The sequence below is a fragment of the Moraxella sp. CTOTU48841 genome, from assembly GCF_032061225.1.
GTDB classification, from domain to species: Bacteria; Pseudomonadota; Gammaproteobacteria; order Pseudomonadales; family Moraxellaceae; genus Faucicola; species Faucicola cinerea.
The window spans coordinates 123,975-140,944 of the sequence record NZ_DAMBFQ010000003.1 but is presented as its reverse complement, the minus strand read 5'-3'; the positions used below and the strand labels follow the sequence as shown (position 1 = coordinate 140,944).

The 16,970-nt window shown below is 46.5% G+C and carries 15 protein-coding genes and 2 tRNA genes; 8 read left to right on the top strand and 9 right to left on the bottom strand.

The features are described 5' to 3' along the window. Positions 1-71: 71 nt before the first annotated feature. The 3 genes from RT034_RS05120 (at position 72) to RT034_RS05110 (ending at position 4,041) form a co-directional block, all read left to right on the top strand. Positions 72-1,181: an S-(hydroxymethyl)glutathione dehydrogenase/class III alcohol dehydrogenase gene (locus RT034_RS05120; protein ID WP_313014767.1), complete on the top strand. Its 1,110-nt coding sequence runs from the start codon at positions 72-74 to the stop codon at positions 1,179-1,181. 42 nt (positions 1,182-1,223) lie between these two features. Continuing rightward, complete coding sequence (gene fghA, locus RT034_RS05115) at positions 1,224-2,099, top strand: S-formylglutathione hydrolase (protein ID WP_313014461.1); 876 nt, start codon at positions 1,224-1,226, stop codon at positions 2,097-2,099. 154 nt (positions 2,100-2,253) lie between these two features. Continuing rightward, a complete protein-coding gene (locus tag RT034_RS05110; RefSeq protein ID WP_313014457.1) occupies positions 2,254-4,041 on the top strand; it encodes an FMN-binding glutamate synthase family protein in 1,788 nt (595 codons plus the stop codon). A 56-nt stretch (positions 4,042-4,097) separates the two neighbouring features. Here the strand turns inward: RT034_RS05110 and glmS are convergent, their stop codons facing one another. From glmS to RT034_RS05070, 8 genes are all read right to left on the bottom strand, one after another. Further along, complete coding sequence (gene glmS / locus RT034_RS05105; protein ID WP_313014453.1) at positions 4,098-5,936, bottom strand: glutamine--fructose-6-phosphate transaminase (isomerizing); 1,839 nt, start codon at positions 5,934-5,936, stop codon at positions 4,098-4,100. Positions 5,937-6,118: 182 nt separating this feature from the next. Then, positions 6,119-7,477 carry a bifunctional UDP-N-acetylglucosamine diphosphorylase/glucosamine-1-phosphate N-acetyltransferase GlmU gene (gene glmU / locus RT034_RS05100; protein WP_313014450.1) on the bottom strand — a complete coding sequence of 453 codons (1,359 nt, stop codon included), beginning with the start codon at positions 7,475-7,477 and terminating at the stop codon, positions 6,119-6,121. Positions 7,478-7,523: 46 nt separating this feature from the next. After that, on the bottom strand, positions 7,524-8,102 hold the full coding sequence (locus tag RT034_RS05095; protein WP_313014448.1) for a phosphatidylglycerophosphatase A family protein: 579 nt from the start codon (positions 8,100-8,102) through the stop codon (positions 7,524-7,526). A gap of 14 nt (positions 8,103-8,116) precedes the next feature. Continuing rightward, a complete protein-coding gene (gene thiL, locus RT034_RS05090) occupies positions 8,117-9,082 on the bottom strand; it encodes a thiamine-phosphate kinase (protein ID WP_313014444.1) in 966 nt (321 codons plus the stop codon). Positions 9,083-9,136: 54 nt separating this feature from the next. Further along, the gene (gene nusB, locus RT034_RS05085; protein WP_060994644.1) at positions 9,137-9,697 is read right to left on the bottom strand and encodes a transcription antitermination factor NusB; all 561 of its coding nucleotides are present in this window, start codon (positions 9,695-9,697) and stop codon (positions 9,137-9,139) included. Positions 9,698-9,706: 9 nt separating this feature from the next. Then, a complete protein-coding gene (gene ribH / locus RT034_RS05080) occupies positions 9,707-10,222 on the bottom strand; it encodes a 6,7-dimethyl-8-ribityllumazine synthase (RefSeq protein ID WP_007115135.1) in 516 nt (171 codons plus the stop codon). Positions 10,223-10,380: 158 nt separating this feature from the next. Continuing rightward, positions 10,381-11,877 (bottom strand): glutamate--tRNA ligase, encoded by a 1,497-nt coding sequence (gene gltX / locus RT034_RS05075; RefSeq protein WP_313014424.1) that lies wholly within the window; start codon positions 11,875-11,877, stop codon positions 10,381-10,383. 173 nt (positions 11,878-12,050) lie between these two features. Further along, on the bottom strand, positions 12,051-12,677 hold the full coding sequence (locus RT034_RS05070; protein ID WP_050325648.1) for a DedA family protein: 627 nt from the start codon (positions 12,675-12,677) through the stop codon (positions 12,051-12,053). Between the two features lie 204 nt (positions 12,678-12,881). On the opposite strand from RT034_RS05070, the gene RT034_RS05065 reads away from it, so the two are divergent. The 5 genes from RT034_RS05065 to RT034_RS05045 all read left to right on the top strand — a co-directional run bounded on the left by RT034_RS05065 (position 12,882) and on the right by RT034_RS05045 (position 15,961). Further along, a tRNA-Ala gene (locus tag RT034_RS05065) sits at positions 12,882-12,957 on the top strand. Between the two features lie 35 nt (positions 12,958-12,992). Then, positions 12,993-13,068 (top strand) — tRNA-Glu (locus RT034_RS05060). Positions 13,069-13,421: 353 nt separating this feature from the next. Continuing rightward, positions 13,422-14,141: a metal-dependent hydrolase gene (locus tag RT034_RS05055; RefSeq protein WP_313014421.1), complete on the top strand. Its 720-nt coding sequence runs from the start codon at positions 13,422-13,424 to the stop codon at positions 14,139-14,141. A gap of 1 nt (position 14,142) precedes the next feature. Continuing rightward, a complete protein-coding gene (locus RT034_RS05050) occupies positions 14,143-14,688 on the top strand; it encodes a YchJ family protein (protein WP_313014420.1) in 546 nt (181 codons plus the stop codon). A 130-nt stretch (positions 14,689-14,818) separates the two neighbouring features. Beyond that, positions 14,819-15,961 (top strand): aminotransferase class V-fold PLP-dependent enzyme, encoded by a 1,143-nt coding sequence (locus RT034_RS05045; RefSeq protein ID WP_313014418.1) that lies wholly within the window; start codon positions 14,819-14,821, stop codon positions 15,959-15,961. Positions 15,962-16,066: 105 nt separating this feature from the next. Here the strand turns inward: RT034_RS05045 and RT034_RS05040 are convergent, their stop codons facing one another. Continuing rightward, positions 16,067-16,969, bottom strand: a complete 903-nt coding sequence (locus tag RT034_RS05040; protein ID WP_313014416.1) for a histone deacetylase family protein — start codon at positions 16,967-16,969, stop codon at positions 16,067-16,069. Position 16,970 lies beyond the last annotated feature (1 nt).

The following is a 16,970-nucleotide window of genomic DNA, read 5'->3' as shown; positions in this document are numbered from 1 at the left end:
ACCAATATAACAAGGATAAACCGATGACTGATATGACTGCGGCCACAGCGCCATTAGATTTTAGCAAACCCATCAAATCGCGTGCTGCGGTAGCTTTCGCTGCGGGACAACCATTACAAATCGTCGAAATCGACGTTGAGCCACCGCGTAAAGGTGAAGTACTCGTCAAAATTACCCATACCGGCGTTTGCCACACGGACGCATTCACCTTAAGTGGCGATGACCCTGAAGGGGTTTTTCCAGCGGTTTTAGGTCATGAAGGCGCAGGTATTGTGATGGCAGTCGGTGAAGGAGTAACCAGTGTACAACCTGGTGATCATGTCATTCCGCTATATACGGCTGAATGTGGTGAATGTTTATTTTGTAAAAGTGACAAAACCAACTTATGCGTCGCGGTGCGTGCCACCCAAGGTAAAGGCGTGATGCCTGATGGCACTACCCGTTTTAGCTATCAAGGTCAACCAATTTATCACTACATGGGCTGTTCGACATTTAGTGAATATACTGTCGTTGCTGATGTATCGCTTGCCAAAATCAATCCTGAAGCCAATCCTGAGCAAGTCTGTCTATTAGGTTGTGGCGTGACCACAGGACTAGGTGCGGTAAAAAATACCGCTAAAGTACAAGAAGGCGATAGCGTCGCGGTGTTTGGGCTTGGTGGTATTGGGCTTGCTGTGATTCAAGGTGCCAAACTTGCCAAAGCAGGACGCATTATCGCGGTTGATACCAACCCTGAAAAATTTGAGTTAGCCCGTCAGTTTGGCGCGACCGATTTTGTGAATCCAAAAGATTATGACCAACCCATTCAACAAGTGATTGTTGAGATGACAGGTTGGGGTGTGGATCACAGTTTTGAATGTATCGGTAACGTCAATGTCATGCGCTCGGCACTTGAATGCGCGCATCGTGGCTGGGGTCAAAGCGTGATTATTGGTGTCGCGGCTGCAGGTCAAGAGATTGCCACTCGCCCGTTCCAACTAGTGACAGGTCGCCGCTGGTTAGGCTCTGCATTTGGTGGGGTGAAAGGTCGCTCACAACTGCCAGGTATGGTGGAGCAAGCCATGCACGGTGATATCCAACTGGCACCTTTTGTCACCCATACCATGGGTCTTGAAGATGTCAATACCGCATTTGATTTGATGCATAAAGGTGAGTCCATTCGTTCAGTATTGCATTACTAAACCATTACCAAACTTGGCATTATAAAGAATGGGAAATTCACCATGAAAAAAATTGAATCGCATAAATTGCACGGTGGTGACCTACAAGTGTGGCAGCATACCAGTGCGACCACACACACGGAGATGAAATTTGCCATCTATTTGCCACCCAAAGCTATCGCCCATGAAGCCACTGAAACAACAGGTCAAAAATGTGCGGTGCTATATTGGCTATCAGGGCTGACTTGTACTGAGCAAAACTTTATTCAAAAATCTGGGTTTGCTGAGTATGCCAGTCGTCACAACGTGATTGTGGTGGCACCCGATACCAGTCCTAGGGGTGTCGATTTGAGCGGTAACGATGTGCCTGACGACAGCGCTTATGATTTGGGGCAAGGGGCAGGCTTTTATGTCAATGCCACCCAAGCGCCTTGGGCAACGCATTTTCAGATGTATGATTATATCGTCGATGAGTTGCCTAATCTCATCGAACAGCACTTCCCTGCCAGTGACCAGCGCAGTATTTTTGGTCATAGTATGGGTGGGCATGGCGCGCTGATGATTGCCCTACGCAATCCCCAGCGCTATGCCAGCGTATCGGCTTTTTCCCCCATCGTCGCACCGTCACAAGTGCCTTGGGGACAAAAAGCCTTTAGCGCTTATTTGGGCGATGACCAAAGCACCTGGGCAAACTACGATAGCTTAGTGTGGATGAAACAGTCTGCGCATGGTAAAAAATTACCGCTATTGATTGACCAAGGTAGCGGGGATGAGTTTTTGGCTGAGCAGCTCAAACCTGAGCTCTTTGCGCAAGCTGCCAAAGATGCCAATTATCCGATGACGCTACGTATGCAGGACGGTTATGACCATAGCTACTATTTTATCAGTAGTTTTATCGCTGACCATTTTGCGCACCACGCCGCTGCTCTTCAAGCTTAATCATACAATTTTAATCACACAATCACTTGTCACACTACCTTGCTGACAAGTGATTGACCATTTTGCCATCGCATTACCCCCTCCGACATTTAAAATAACAACAAATTTGCGATGATCATTTTGTCCGCGATCCTATCTGATAAGGAAGATTGTCATGGTTGACAAGCGCACTGATATCACGGTAACCCCTACCCATAAAGAGCCCTATTTGCAAGGCGTTGTGTTTCGCTACAGCGTGTTTGTCATTGCCTTTGCTATCCTTGCCCTGGGGATTGTGCTACTCAAGTGGTGGCTGATAGTGATTGGTCTGGTGGGCTTTGTGGTGGGCATTTATGATTTGATGCAAGTACACCATGCCGTCTTGCGTAACTATCCAATCTCGGGACATATTCGTTATCTATTGGAAGAGTTCCGACCTGAACTGCGCCAGTATTTGATTGAAGATGACCAAGCCGCCGTGCCGTTTTCGCGCCAGCAGCGTGCGCTTGCCTATCAACGTGCCAAAAACGTCAGTGATACCAATGCCTTTGGTACGTTAGAAAATCTATACCAGTCTGGCAAAGAATGGTTTTTACAATCCACCCTTAGCTATCCCCTCAAAGAAACCAATTTTCGTATTCTGGTGGGCGGTGAACGATGCCTACAGCCCTACTCGATGTCGGTGTTTAATATTTCTGCCATGAGTTTTGGCAGTCTTTCAGCCGCGGCAATCGAAGCGCTCAATCAGGGCGCAAAACTCGGTGGATTTGCTCATGATACAGGTGAAGGTGCGATTAGTCCGTACCATAAAAAACACGGCGGCGATTTGATTTGGGAGCTGGGTACCGGGTATTTTGGATGCCGTAATCACGATGGCACGTTTAGTCCCGAGAAATTTGCTGAACGCTCGCGCATTGAGCAAGTCAAAATGATTGAAATAAAGCTGTCGCAAGGGGCAAAACCTGGTAAAGGCGGGGTGTTGCCCAAAGAAAAAATCACCCCCGAAATTGCCGAAACCCGTGATGTGCCGATGGATGCAGACTGCGTTTCCCCAGCCAGCCACTCAGCCTTTACTACCCCCCGTGAGATGGTGCAGTTTTGGCAACAGCTGCGTGAATTGTCAGGGGGCAAGCCGGTCGGTTTTAAGCTGTGTGTCGGGCAGCCTTGGCAGTTTATGGCGATTGTCAAAGCCATGATTGAAGCAGATAATTACCCTGATTTTATCGTGGTTGATGGTGCAGAAGGCGGTACAGGGGCTGCGCCTGTTGAGTTTATGGATAATGTTGGCATGCCGCTACTCGATGGCTTTTTGCTTGTGCACAACACGCTGGTGGGTGCGGGGGTGCGTGACAAAATCAAAATCGGTGTCAGTGGTAAAATCATCTCTGCCTTTGATATCGCTCGCATGCTAGCACTGGGTGCAGATTGGTGTAACTCCGCGCGTGGCTTTATGTTTGCGGTAGGCTGTATCCAATCACGTGCGTGCCACACCAACAAATGCCCAACTGGGGTTGCCACCCAAGACCCGTATCGTCAGCGGGCATTACATATTCCTGATAAGGCACAGCGGGTCTATAATTTTCATAAAAATACGCTTAAATCATTGGCAGCGATTGTCGGTGCGGTGGGTTTAAAACACCCAAAAGATTTACAAGCGTATCATATCGCCAGACGACTGGAAAATGGGCAGATTAAGCTATTATCCAAGTTTTATTATTTTACGGAACCTGGCGTGTTACTGAATTTATCGGCGCGCTCAGATGTTTTTAACCAAATGTGGGTCATGGCAAATCCTGATAGTTTTTTGGCAAATAACGAGGCGTTAATTGCTTACAATCACGATGTGCGTCACGCCCATGACCATAACGAAAAGCGCTTTAATGAAGGCAATTATCCTGAGCGTATCGACAGCTTTGATGAAACCGCAAATAGCTACTATACCTATGATGATGACCCTTCATAATACTTTGTCCACAAAAAAACCGCTAACGATTAGCGGTTTTTTTGTGTCAGCTTAGCTTATTCCACCGTGACGCTCTTGGCCAAATTACGGGGTTTATCAACGTCTGTACCTTTGGCAAGCGCAACATGGTAAGACAACAATTGTACGGGAATGGTGTGTACAATAGGCGATAACACGCCAATATGACGTGGGGTGCGAATCACGTGTACGCCTTCACTATCGGAAAAATCACTGTCAAGATCGGTAAATACAAACAACTCACCGCCACGCGCCGAGACTTCTTGCATATTGGCTTTGACTTTATCAAGTAGGCTGTCATTTGGCGCTATCACCACTACAGGCATGTTTTCATCAACCAATGCCAGTGGACCGTGTTTCAACTCGCCAGCGGGATAGGCTTCTGCATGGATGTAAGTGATTTCTTTGAGTTTCAATGCGCCTTCTAATGCAATCGGGTAATGAATACCACGTCCCAAAAATAGCGCGCTTGGCTTATCAGCAAATTTGCTTGACCAGCTGCTAATCTGTGGCTCAAGATTGAGCGCATATTGAATATCATTGGGCAAGCTACGCAGTGCATTGGTGTATTCGACCAGTTTAGTGTCATCCACATAGCCACGCACACGACCGAGTGTCACCGCTAAACCAAATAAAGCGACTAACTGGGTAGTAAAGGCTTTGGTTGAGGCGACCCCAATCTCTGCACCGGCTCGGGTATAGACTACTAGCTCACTGGCACGAGGCAAGGCGGATTCCATCACGTTACAGATGGATAGACTATGTTTGTGACCCAAGGCTTGTGCGTATTTTAGCGCCTCCATGGTATCTAGCGTTTCCCCTGATTGCGAGATGGTGATAATCAATTGTTTTGGATTGGCGATCACCTCACGATAACGGTATTCACTGGCGATTTCGACATCGGTGGCAATTTTGGCAATACTTTCCAACCAATATTTGGCGGTCGATGCAGCATAATACGATGTGCCACAGGCAAGAATCTTAATACTGTCGATATCATTGAAAACGGCTTCAGCATTTTCACCAAAGTTGTTGGCGATAAACCCGGCATCCAAAAAGATTTCGGCGGTATCTGACACTGCTTTTGGCTGCTCGTAGATTTCTTTTTGCATAAAGTGACTATAAGCCCCTAGTTCAAGAGACGCTAATGACACTTGCGAAGTAGTAGCTTTGCGGGTCGCTGGATTGCCTTGTTTGTCAATCATTTGTGCCACGCCATCTGCCGTCAACTGGGCAATATCACCATCTTCAAGATACATAATTTGACGGGTAAAGGCGACAACTGCTGAGACATCCGATGCGATAAAGGTTTCATGCTCACCTAAGCCGATGAGTAATGGACAGCCCATACGCGCCACCACCATGTTTTGTGGCATATCGTTGGCAATCACCGCAATTGCATAGGCACCATGAAATTGCTGGGTCGCCGCTTGCACCGCTTTGAATAAATCGCCGCCGTTTTGTACGTAGTGCTGGTGCACTGCATGGGCGATGACCTCGGTGTCGGTTTGTGACTCAAAATGATAGCCATTTTGCTGAAGGCGGGCGCGCTCGGCTTCAAAGTTTTCGATGATGCCGTTATGTACCACCGAAATCAAATCACCCGAGATATGCGGATGCGCGTTTGGCTCAGTGACACCGCCGTGGGTTGCCCAGCGAGTGTGACCAATGCCAGTGTGACCATACACGCCGCGCTCTTTGGCAGCGGCTTCCATTAAGGCAACACGCCCCACTCGGCGCACGCGTTTGAGTCCTTCATTGGTTTGCACCGCAATACCCGATGAGTCATAACCCCGATATTCTAGGCGTTTTAAGCCATCGGTTAAAAAATCTACCACATTGTCTTGCGCACGAATGGCGCCAACGATACCGCACATAACTGTTCCTTAGTATCCAGTTTTTGGTGTGAGCAATCAAATTTGACTGCTGTGAAAAACAATCCCCCCGTTTACACAGTCGTTAGATTGTTTTATTGTTGCTTAACCAAACGGCTTTATCGTATAAAGCAAGTCTATGGTATTAAGCAAGAATATGTTAAATTTAGGCAAAAATTCAAATATCAAGATTTTTTTTCAGGACGTTGCCAACCCTCAATCGTGACTTGTTTGCCACGGGCGATAGACAGTTTTTCGGCAGGGCAGGCTTTACTGATGGCACTACCAGCGCCAATGGTGGCACGGTCGCCAATGGTCACAGGGGCAATCAGCACCGCATTTGAGCCAATTCTGACCTCATCACCGATTTCGGTTTTAAACTTATTGACGCCATCATAATTGGCAGTGATAGTGCCTGCGCCGATATTGGTCTTTTGTCCAATGGTGGCATCGCCCAAATACGCCAAATGATTGGCTTTGGCACCGCTTGCCATTTGGGTGTTTTTAAGCTCCACAAAGTTACCGATATGCACCTCTTTGTCAGTGACCACATTGGGGCGCAGCCGAGCAAATGGTCCGATTTGGTTGTCTTCACCCACTACCGCATTGTCAAATAGACTGTAAGGTTGCACCACAGTGCCACTGGCGATTTTGCTGTTTTTGATGATACAACCTGCGCCGATTTTGACGTTATCACCTAGCTCACAGTCACCTTCAATGATGACATTAATATCAATTTGCACATCTTTGCCAACTTTGAGCGAACCGCGTAAGTCAAAACGGCTTGGGTCAATCAAATGTACGCCTTGTTGCATTAGCGCTTGGGCTTGATGCGTTTGCCAAGTACGCTCTAGATTTGCCAACTGCAGACGGTCATTCACGCCTTCGATTTCAAACTGATGGGTCGGCGATACGGTAGCGATTTCGATGCCGTCATCTACCGCCATTTTGACGATATCGGTAAGATAGTATTCGCCTTGGGCATTGTTATTGGTTAAGTTATTGAGGTACTTGTGCAAAATATCATTGGCGACACAGTACACACCGCTATTGATTTCAGTGATTTCTCTTTGCTCATCGTTGGCATCTTTTTCTTCAACAATCGCGATTACTTGGTTGTTGTCACGCACAATACGACCCAAGCCAAACGGGTTGGCTAAGTTTAGGGTCAGCATGGCAAAACGGCTGTCTGTATTTGCCAATTTCTCTAAGGTATCGACGCCAATAAGTGGCACATCCCCTGATAAAATCAAGCTTTTCCCATCCGTAGGCAACACCGGCAAAGTCATTTGCACCGCGTGACCCGTGCCCAATTGCTCAGCTTGCTCGACCCAATCAATTTGTTCATCGGCAAAGGCATCTTTGACTTGTTGACCTTCAAAACCATAGATAATGATATTTTTTTGGCTACCCAATTGTTTGGCAGTGGCGAGTACGTGATGTAGCAAAGGCTTGCCTGCTAAGGGTTGTAGGACTTTTGGCTTGCTTGATTTCATGCGAGTGCCTTTGCCGGCTGCCATGATGATGGTGGTTAAGTTGGTCATGGGAATTCCTTATTCTTTTTTAAACTAATTTTAATGATACAACAGGTTAAACATAAGTAACGAGCACACTTACAAAGACTATTAGCACAACCCCTGCCATCAGCCCCGCCAAAATGTCATCAATCAAAATACCAAAACCGCCGCTCACATTTTTATCCACCCATTTAATCGGAAAGGGTTTTAGAATATCAAAAAAACGAAACGCGACAAATGCAGCAAAATATAATAACAGTAAACTTAACTGATGACCTTGCAATAAATCATCATCGTAGAAATGCAGCCATAAAATTGGCAAAAGTGACACCCACATACCGACCCATTCATCCCATACGATATGCGGGTCATCGTGTACACCCATCAAATCAGACGTTTTACCGCAGATATAACTACCGACTAGAGCGCCCACCACTGTAACCGCCAAAAATCCCCAAAAACCCAGCCATAACATCGGAATGGCAACCACCAGCCCGCCCACTGTGCCCCACGTCCCAGCAGCGCGCTTTGGCAATCCTGAGCCTAAGCCGATACCGAGCCAATAAATCAGCTTTTCCCAAACGCTCGCGGTTGGCGGACAAGGCGGGCAAACATTGGCTTTACGGACGTCGGGTTTATGCAGTTGAGTCATAGGGAGTTCTTTGGCTAAAAATGCTGATAGCCAGTGATCGAAAATTCAATTGGTTGGTTATTATAAGTCAGCCTCAAGCCGTTTTCTGTGACAATTTTGCCAATGGCAAAAATTTTATCCGAAAACTGTTGATTAAATTTGACAAAATTTTGCTCGCTCATAGTAAAGCAGAGCTGATAATCATCGCCGCCATTGAGCTGATGTTGCCACTTTTCAGTATTTGGTAAGGCTTGTAATCGTGGATGCGTTGGAATATTGGCTAAATCGACCACCGCACCCACCTGTGATGCGGTTAGAATATGACCCAAATCCTGCCCTAGCCCGTCTGAAATATCAATCATGCTATGGGCAAACCCACGTAATTTTTGCCCTAGCTCAACTTGCGGAACAGGTAAATCGAGTGCTGACTGTAAAGCGATTGGTTGTAAAGCGATATTGTGCTGCTCAGATTTTTCAGCGTTTAAAATCTGCTGTAAGGCAAAACTTGCTGAGCCAATCTCACCGCTCACACAGATGATATCATCGACTTTTGTGCCCCCTCTGGTAATAGCTTGCCCAGTTGGCACAAAACCCAGTGCAGTGACAGAGATGGTTAAGGTGTTAGATTGGGTGGTATCGCCACCGATGAGCTCGACATCAAATCGGTTGCAAATGTCCGCGATACCTTGGGCGAATGGTTTGAGCCAGTCATCCTGTGCAAGCTTAGCGGGCAAGCTAATACCCAGCAATATCGCATAGGGCGTCGCCCCCATCGCTGCCAAATCGGATAAATTGACCGCGACCGATTTATAGCCGATGGCATAAGCGGATGTTGATAAGGGAAAATGCCGACCTGCAACCAGCGTGTCAATACAGCTCACCAGTTCGCAATCGCTTGGCATACTGCTTATCGCGCAATCATCCCCGATACCCACTTGGGTCAAAGGATTGTTGCGCGTACAGTGTTGAAAATGTTGATAAATCAAAGAAAATTCGGACATCTTAGCCATCCGTATCGAGCATAAAAGGACGTAGCGAGTACGCCCTTTACGGTATTATTTTTCTTCTTCAGTGGTCGCTTGCGATAGCGGCTGCGGCGCATCCTCTGTTTTGGCTTTTTTGGCATCTGCCTCTACTTCAGGCATACGCGCGTCTTTGGCGATTTTATCCATTACCACATGAATCATTTTATAACCATCTGATGAGCCAAAATGGGTGTTGAGCTGAATCGCTTCATCAATCACTACTTTGTAAGGCACTTCCAAGTGCTGCTTCATCTCATACGCACCGACAAGTAATACCGCTTGCTCAACTTTATCTAGACGTGTCCAAGGACGATCAAGTAAGCTGTCGATATAGGCGATTAAGTCATCGCTTTGCTCAATGATTTTGCTCAGCAGCTCGTGATAATAGCCCAAATGCACGGTGTGCATGGCATTCTCACTGCGGGTATGCGCTTCGATTTCGTGCGATGGATTGCCTGTCAACAGCCATTCATATAACCCTTGCACCACAAAACGGCGTGCTTTACGAATCGCGGTCAGGCTGGTTTTATAATTGACGGCGTTGTCTTGACTCGCCTGCTCTGGTGAGGTGTGGGTTGAATTGTCAGTCATATTGCTACCTTATTCACCAGCCATTTGTGCGTCAATTTGACCCAATACGTTAATCATCTCAAGCGCGACCATGGCTGCTTCTGAGCCTTTGTTACCTGCTTTGGTGCCAGAGCGCTCAATGGCTTGTTCAATGCTGTCCGTGGTCAAAATCGCATTAATAACAGGCACGTCATAATCCAACCCAATCGCGCCCAAACCTTTGGCAGATTCACCAGCGACAAAATCAAAGTGCGGCGTGCTACCACGAATCACCGCGCCTAAACCGATGATAGCGTCAAATTTATCGGTTTGTGCCATACGGGCAACCGCCAGTGGAATTTCCCAAGCACCCGGTACACGCACGACAGTAATATTGCTACCTGCGATACCATGACGCAGTAAGGTATCAATCGCGCCGCTGACCAAACTTTCTACCACAAAGCTGTTAAAACGTCCTACCACCATACCGATTTTGGCGTGGGCATTGGTGTGTAATTCACCGCTGATATGCTGTACTTGGGCGAGTTCGTTTTGAAGATTTGCCATGATGATTACCTTTAAATTGTAAAAATTAGAATCTGATTTTGCTAGGTATGATACCATTTTTGTTAGGTTTATTCATGTTATTTAGCATGACCCTAGGTTACTTCCCTTAAAATAAAAAATCCGCCATAGCGACGGACTTTTATACAAAACAATTAAGCTTATTGGGTCAAAAAGCTTGGTAATGCTTTATGACGTTTTTCCAATTCTTTCGCTTTTTTCTTACTGACACCGCCCAATACCTCAATGGCATGACGCAGGCGCTGCAATGTCATATCCGCCCCAATCAAATACATTGAATTCATCACAGGCGTGCTTGACTTGCTACCTGCGATGGCAATAAAAAATGGTGACATAAAATCACGCAACTTAATGCCCATCTCGCCTGCCAAACCAGACAATACCGCTTGGATATGCTCCTCCGTCCATACAGGCAGGGTTTCTAACTGCCATTGCGCAAGTTGTAGAATCTCCACGGTTTGCTCAGTGGATAACACTTTATGCTCAAAATCCACATCACTAATCGTTGGCAAGTTTTGGAAATAAAAGCCCGACCAATTCACCGCATCCGACAACAAGTTAATGCGTGGCTGAATGGCTTTGGCAATCGCGGTAAGTTTGTCGCTGTCGTTTGCCCAATCGAGAATTTTGGTTTTTAAGGCTTCGGGTGACAGTGAACGCAACCATTCGCCATTGAGCCAAGTGAGTTTTTCCACGTCAAAAATCGGACCGCCAAGCGACACCCGTTTGATGTCAAAACTGGCAATCATTTCATCCAAGGTGAATTTTTCGGCTTCATTTGGCATGGAGTAGCCCATCCGTCCCAAGTAGTTGAGCAAGGCTTCTGGCAACACACCTGCATCACGGTAATAAGTGATAGATGTTGGGTTTTTGCGTTTGGATAGTTTGGATTTGTCGGGGTTTCTGAGCAGTGGCATATGACAGAGTACTGGCATATCCCAACCAAAATATTTATACAACAGTTGATGTTTTGGGGCAGAGTTAATCCACTCTTCGCCACGGATGACGTGGGTAATCTGCATCAAATGGTCATCGACCACGTTCGCCAAATGGTAGGTTGGTAGACCGTCGGTTTTGAGTAGCACTTGCATATCCACTTGTGACCAAGGAATCTCGACCTCCCCACGTAGCATATCGTCAAATTTACATACACCCTCGTCTGGCACACGCATACGAATGACAAATGGTTTGCCTTCGGCGGCGAGCTTGTCCGATTGTTCACGGGAAAGGCTCGCATAGCGACCGTCATATTTTGGCGTTTCACCCCGCGCCATTTGTTCGGCTCGCATTTGATCTAACTCTTCGGCTGTGGCAAAACAGCGAAATGCATGGCCTTTGTCCAGTAGTTCTTCGGCGTATTGTTTGTAGATGTCTTTACGCTCGCTTTGGCGGTACGGTGCATGTGGACCGCCGACGTCTGGACCTTCTGACCAGTCAAGACCGACCCAGCGCAGGGCGTCCAAAATCATTTGTTCAGATTGCGCGGTGGAGCGCGTTTGGTCGGTGTCTTCAATGCGTAGAATAAAATCGCCGCCATGCGCTTTGGCAAAGGCAAGGTTAAATAGCGCGATATAGGCGGTGCCAACGTGGGGAAAGCCTGTGGGGCTTGGGGCAATACGGGTACGGACTTTTGTCATGGATTTCTCAATTTTACAAAAATTTCAAATTAGCGGCTATTATAGCCGACTATCAAATTTTTATAAATTGAATCCTAGCGATGATAGGTGGCTGATAAAATATAAATTTGGAAGGCAACGCTAAATGCTAGATTGACTTTGGCATTTAGCGTTATTTTTGAAGACTCATTCAATTATTTATCCTTGCGATGGCGAATAATTTCAATCACCATAGGTACCACCGAAAACACAATAATGGCAATCATAATCCACGAAAAATGTTCTTTGACAAAAGGTAATTGACCAAAAAAATAGCCTAGCGTGGTAAAAGATACGACCCATAATACCGCGCCAACGATGTTATAGCGAGCAAACTGGGCATAATTCATGTTACCCATACCGCCTACAAACGGCGCGAAAGTGCGCACAATGGGAATAAAACGGGCAATAATAATGGTGCGTCCGCCGTATCTTTCATAATAATCGTGGGTTTTTTGCAAATAGCTTTGCTTAAAAATCTTGGAATTGGGATTGGAAAATAACTTTTGCCCAAAGTGTTTGCCAATCTCAAAATTGACAAAATCGCCCAATACTGCCGCCACAATCAATAAACCAATCAGCACAAAGATATTCATATCGCCCACTGCGGCAATGGTGCCTGCGGCAAACAACATCGAATCCCCGGGCAAAAATGGCAACACCACCAGACCCGTCTCGCAAAACACAATGGCAAACAAAATCGCATAAATCCAATTACCATAGTTGTTGACCAGCTCTTGTAAATGATCACCGATATGCAAAATAAAATTTACCAACCACATGGGCTATCCTTATAATTTTAGACAAAACAACAAAATATAACTAATCTACAGTCGTTATATGAAGGCAACATTAAGCAGGCATCATTATAGCAAGAATGGGTAAAAATTTTGTGTTTTTAGGCAAAAATCATCTTGACAGCAAAATCAGTTTTCAATAAAATACGCGCACTCTTAGGCAAAGCAGTCTAAATAATTCCCAAAAATGGGGCTATAGCTCAGTTGGTAGAGCACTTGCATGGCATGCAAGGGGTCAGCGGTTCGACTCCGCTTAGCTCCACCACTATTAAGTCTGCTTAGAGCACCTCGTGCGATTGCGTCCCCATCGTCTAGAGGCCTAGGACATCGCCCTTTCACGGCGGTAACCGGGGTTCGAATCCCCGTGGGGACGCCACTTATTTTAAAAAAGCCATTGTCTGACGGACGATGGCTTTTTTGTTTTTGCTGTCTGTTTCTAGTCGGCGTTTTTGGTATGTAATGTTGCTTTGCCACATCCTAGGTTACATAGGTTACAGTGTTTTGCTTTTCCCATGCCCCACCCCACAAAATCAATTTTCCTTGCGCTCAGTTCACGCTTTGTCATCAAAATTAGCATATAATTAAGCGCGCAATTGCGTATGTGATAAATAATTTTTGGCTATCTGTTTTGAGCTACATGATTTTAGCCACTAAATTTTACCACTCGGGATTTTACCACTTGAGTTTTGACTCGCTGATTTTAAGCTATTTGATAACTGGGCGAAGACTATGGCAAATTTTAACACCCACATAAGCGTCGCTTTTGTCGCAAGTGGCGTCACTGGCTTGGTGATTTATAAAGCAGGGATGCTGACCGCGCCTGAATATTTGATGTGTGTAGTGGCTGGTACCATTGGTGGCTTGCTGCCCGATATTGATTTGGATCACTCGGTACCCGCGACCGTAGGATTTAATGTCGTATCGCTGTTGAGCGCATTTTTTATTGTTATCTTGTGTGTCGGGCAGTTTTCGTTGGTGGCATTGGCAGGATTGTGGTTAGCATCTTATTTGCTAATGCGCTACGGTGTGTTTAATTTATATAGCAAATTGACGGTGCATCGTGGTATCGTGCACTCGATTCCCTATCTGGGGATTATGGCGATGACCCTCGTGTACGCCAGCTTTTATGGGTTTAAGCAAGGCGCTGTTATCAGTTGGTTTTTGGGACTGTTTTTGATGTTTGGCGCCATTGTTCATCTGCTGTTAGATGAGATGTTTAGCGTCAACCTGTTAGGGCTGAGTGTCAAAAAATCTTTTGGTACTGCGTTTAAAGTGTTTAAATTCGATCAAATAGGCTGGTATTTGGGCTTATATGCCGTGTTGGCTGCCCTGATTGTGTTTGCCCCGCCGTTTAAAGTATTTTGGCAGACGCTACAAGACCCGATTAGTTGGCTTATTTTAAAGAAAAATATCTTGCCTACCGCCATCAACCTACCGAACATTCATTAACATGATACATACGTCACCTTGCCCGTGCGGCTCTACACTGTCTTATGCTGATTGCTGTGCGCCCCTGCATGTGGGGCAAAAAACCGCCGATACCGCAGCACAGCTAATGCGCGCTCGGTACGCGGCATTTGTGCTTCAACATGTCGAGTATATCGTTGCCACTACCGCACCTTTTCAGCAGCCGCTACTCGACACACAAGCAATTAGCGACTGGGCACAGCAGACCGACTGGGCAGGACTTGAAGTCATCAACCATCTAGCAAAACTTGGCAAACGCCATGCACAAGTGGAGTTTAAAGCCTACTTTCACTTGCCTGCATCAGCTGTGCATTCCGCTGGTTTGGATTTAGCTGCTTTAGACAACAAAGGTTTAGACAGCAAAGGCGTCCATCATGAGCTATCCACCTTTGTGAATATTCCCACCCATGGTACCAGCCGTTGGTATTTTTTGGATCCGACAGTGGTCATGCCTGTCACCCAAAAGCAGCCTTGCCCCTGTGGTAGTGGTGAGAAATACAAACGCTGCTGCGGACAGTTTTTGCATTAATGCTGCGCCATTGATAACAAAAACTTTAACAACCGCTCTACAATTTTTTTGTTTTTTAAAAGGGCTTTTTTGCTAGACTAATTTTATTTGCGATTTTGCGATAAAGACAACGATATTAAAGGAGAGTCCCATGCCAGCGCTACGCCAAGATATTGATCCAGACGGTTTATTAGAATACTCTGTGGTCTACACCGACCGCTCGCTCAATCACATGTCCAAAAAATTCCAAACCGTGATGAATGATTTGTCCACAAGTTTAAAAAACGTGTATAACGCCGATGCGGTGGCAATCGTGCCGGGTACAGGGACTTACGGTATGGAAGCGGTTGCGCGCCAGCTTGCCACTGACCAAACAGTGCTCATCATCCGTAACGGGTTTTTTAGTTTTCGCTGGACGCAAATCCTTGAAAAAGGTCGTATCACGGATGATGTGACTGTCCTGACCGCACACATCGATGACAACAGCGATTCAATGGGGCAACAACAGCAGTTTGAGCCAGTGGCAATCGAGGCGGCTGTCGCTGAGATTCAATCCAAAAAGCCTGCGGTGGTATTTGCCCCCCATGTCGAAACCGCGGCAGGCTTGATGCTGCCTGATGACTACATCAAACAACTTGCCGATGCGGTACATAGTGTCGGTGGTTTACTGGTCATTGACTGTATCGCCTCAGGCTGTGCATGGCTTGATATGAAAGCGTTGGGCATTGACGTGCTCATCTCTGCCCCACAAAAAGGCTGGTCAAGCACGCCATGTGCGGGGCTAGTGATGATGAATGAACAAGCGGTTGCCAAAGTGGAAGCCACCGAATCGACCAGTTTTGGGCTCGATCTCAAACAGTGGCTCACTATCATGCGCGCTTATGAAAATGGCGGTCATGCGTATCATGCGACAATGCCAACCGATGGGCTGACCAAATTCCGCGATACCGTCAAAGAAGCCGAAGCGATTGGACTTGATAAACTCAAAAGCGCCCAATTTGAATTAGGTCAAAAAATGCTCTCTGTCCTCAATCAACATAATATTATCAGCGTCGCAGCTGAAGGCTACCAAGCGCCCGGCGTGATTGTGGTCTACACTGACCGTGATGATATGCACAAAGGTGCAGCATTTGCAGCCCAAGGTTTACAAATTGCAGGCGGCGTCCCACTGAAAGTTGGCGAACCCGACAGCTTTAAAACATTCCGTTTAGGTCTGTTTGGTCTGGATAAATTGACGGATATTGACGGTACCGTCAGCCGTTTTGAGCAAGCGCTTGAGAAAGTATTAGCCTAATTATCAACGTACGTGTTGGTGCATTTATTAGCATAACCACGGTGTATTTTAAAAACTTTGTAAGTTTAAAAGCTCTGTGTAACAGGGCTTTTTATTGCTTTAAAATTACTTATACAGCCTTTTTGCCGTGCGAAAGGTATTGCAATGGGCTTCTACCACATCGTCAATGTTTTCTGAGTAGCCGCCACCCATCACCACCGCCACTGGGATCCCATGGGCTTTGGCTTGGCTAAATACAAACGCATCACGCTTGGCACAGCCGTCACGGGTGAGCGCAAGTTTACCGAGCTTATCGGTGGCGAGCACATCCACGGCTGACTGGTAAAAAAGCATATCGGGTTTCACTTTTGCAATAAGTCTGGGCAGCGTCTCCATTAATATGGCTAAATACGCCTCATCGCCTGTCTCGTTTGGCAAATCAATATCCAAATCGGATGCTTGCTTGCGAAACGGGTAGTTTTTTGCGCCATGCATGCTAAAGGTGAATACCCGGGGTTCATTTGCCATCAAATGCGCTGTACCGTTGCCTTGATGGACATCCAAATCCACGGTCAGAATTTGGGTCGCCTGTCCACGTGCCAACAATAAATTACTCGCCACCGCCACATCGTTAAACACGCAAAACCCTTCGCCATGATCAGCAAACGCATGGTGGGTGCCGCCTGCGATATTGAGCGCGACACCGAATTGTTTGGCGAATAACGCACATTCATAAGTGCCGTGGGCAATCACACGTTCCCGTTCAACCAGCCTTGGCGTCATCTCAAAGCCGATGGCACGCGCGTCCTTGGCGGGCAATGTTTGGTGTTTTAGATGCTGCCAGTACGTTTGTGTATGTGTGGTGAGAATTTCGTCTTCGCTCAATCGCTGCGGGGCAAAAAAATTGGCTGGTGTGAATGTACCCTCCGCCAATAACCGCTCGGCAATCATCGGATATTTTTGCATAGGGAAACGGTGACGCTCAGGAACGTCATATTTAAAAATATCAGAATAAGCGACTTTTATCATA

Bases quoted from the DNA above. Each gene is read 5' to 3' on its own strand.
- fghA (WP_313014461.1), top strand. From the start codon at position 1,224: ATGAAAAAAATTGAATCGCATAAATTGCACGGTGGTGACCTACAAGTG.
- RT034_RS05110 (WP_313014457.1), top strand. From the start codon at position 2,254: ATGGTTGACAAGCGCACTGATATCACGGTAACCCCTACCCATAAAGAG.
- glmS (WP_313014453.1), bottom strand. From the start codon at position 5,936: ATGTGCGGTATCGTTGGCGCCATTCGTGCGCAAGACAATGTGGTAGAT.
- glmU (WP_313014450.1), bottom strand. From the start codon at position 7,477: ATGACCAACTTAACCACCATCATCATGGCAGCCGGCAAAGGCACTCGC.
- RT034_RS05095 (WP_313014448.1), bottom strand. From the start codon at position 8,102: ATGACTCAACTGCATAAACCCGACGTCCGTAAAGCCAATGTTTGCCCG.
- thiL (WP_313014444.1), bottom strand. From the start codon at position 9,082: ATGTCCGAATTTTCTTTGATTTATCAACATTTTCAACACTGTACGCGC.
- nusB (WP_060994644.1), bottom strand. From the start codon at position 9,697: ATGACTGACAATTCAACCCACACCTCACCAGAGCAGGCGAGTCAAGAC.
- ribH (WP_007115135.1), bottom strand. From the start codon at position 10,222: ATGGCAAATCTTCAAAACGAACTCGCCCAAGTACAGCATATCAGCGGT.
- gltX (WP_313014424.1), bottom strand. From the start codon at position 11,877: ATGACAAAAGTCCGTACCCGTATTGCCCCAAGCCCCACAGGCTTTCCC.
- RT034_RS05070 (WP_050325648.1), bottom strand. From the start codon at position 12,677: ATGTGGTTGGTAAATTTTATTTTGCATATCGGTGATCATTTACAAGAG.
- RT034_RS05055 (WP_313014421.1), top strand. From the start codon at position 13,422: ATGGCAAATTTTAACACCCACATAAGCGTCGCTTTTGTCGCAAGTGGC.
- RT034_RS05050 (WP_313014420.1), top strand. From the start codon at position 14,143: ATGATACATACGTCACCTTGCCCGTGCGGCTCTACACTGTCTTATGCT.
- RT034_RS05045 (WP_313014418.1), top strand. From the start codon at position 14,819: ATGCCAGCGCTACGCCAAGATATTGATCCAGACGGTTTATTAGAATAC.
- RT034_RS05040 (WP_313014416.1), bottom strand. From the start codon at position 16,969: ATGATAAAAGTCGCTTATTCTGATATTTTTAAATATGACGTTCCTGAG.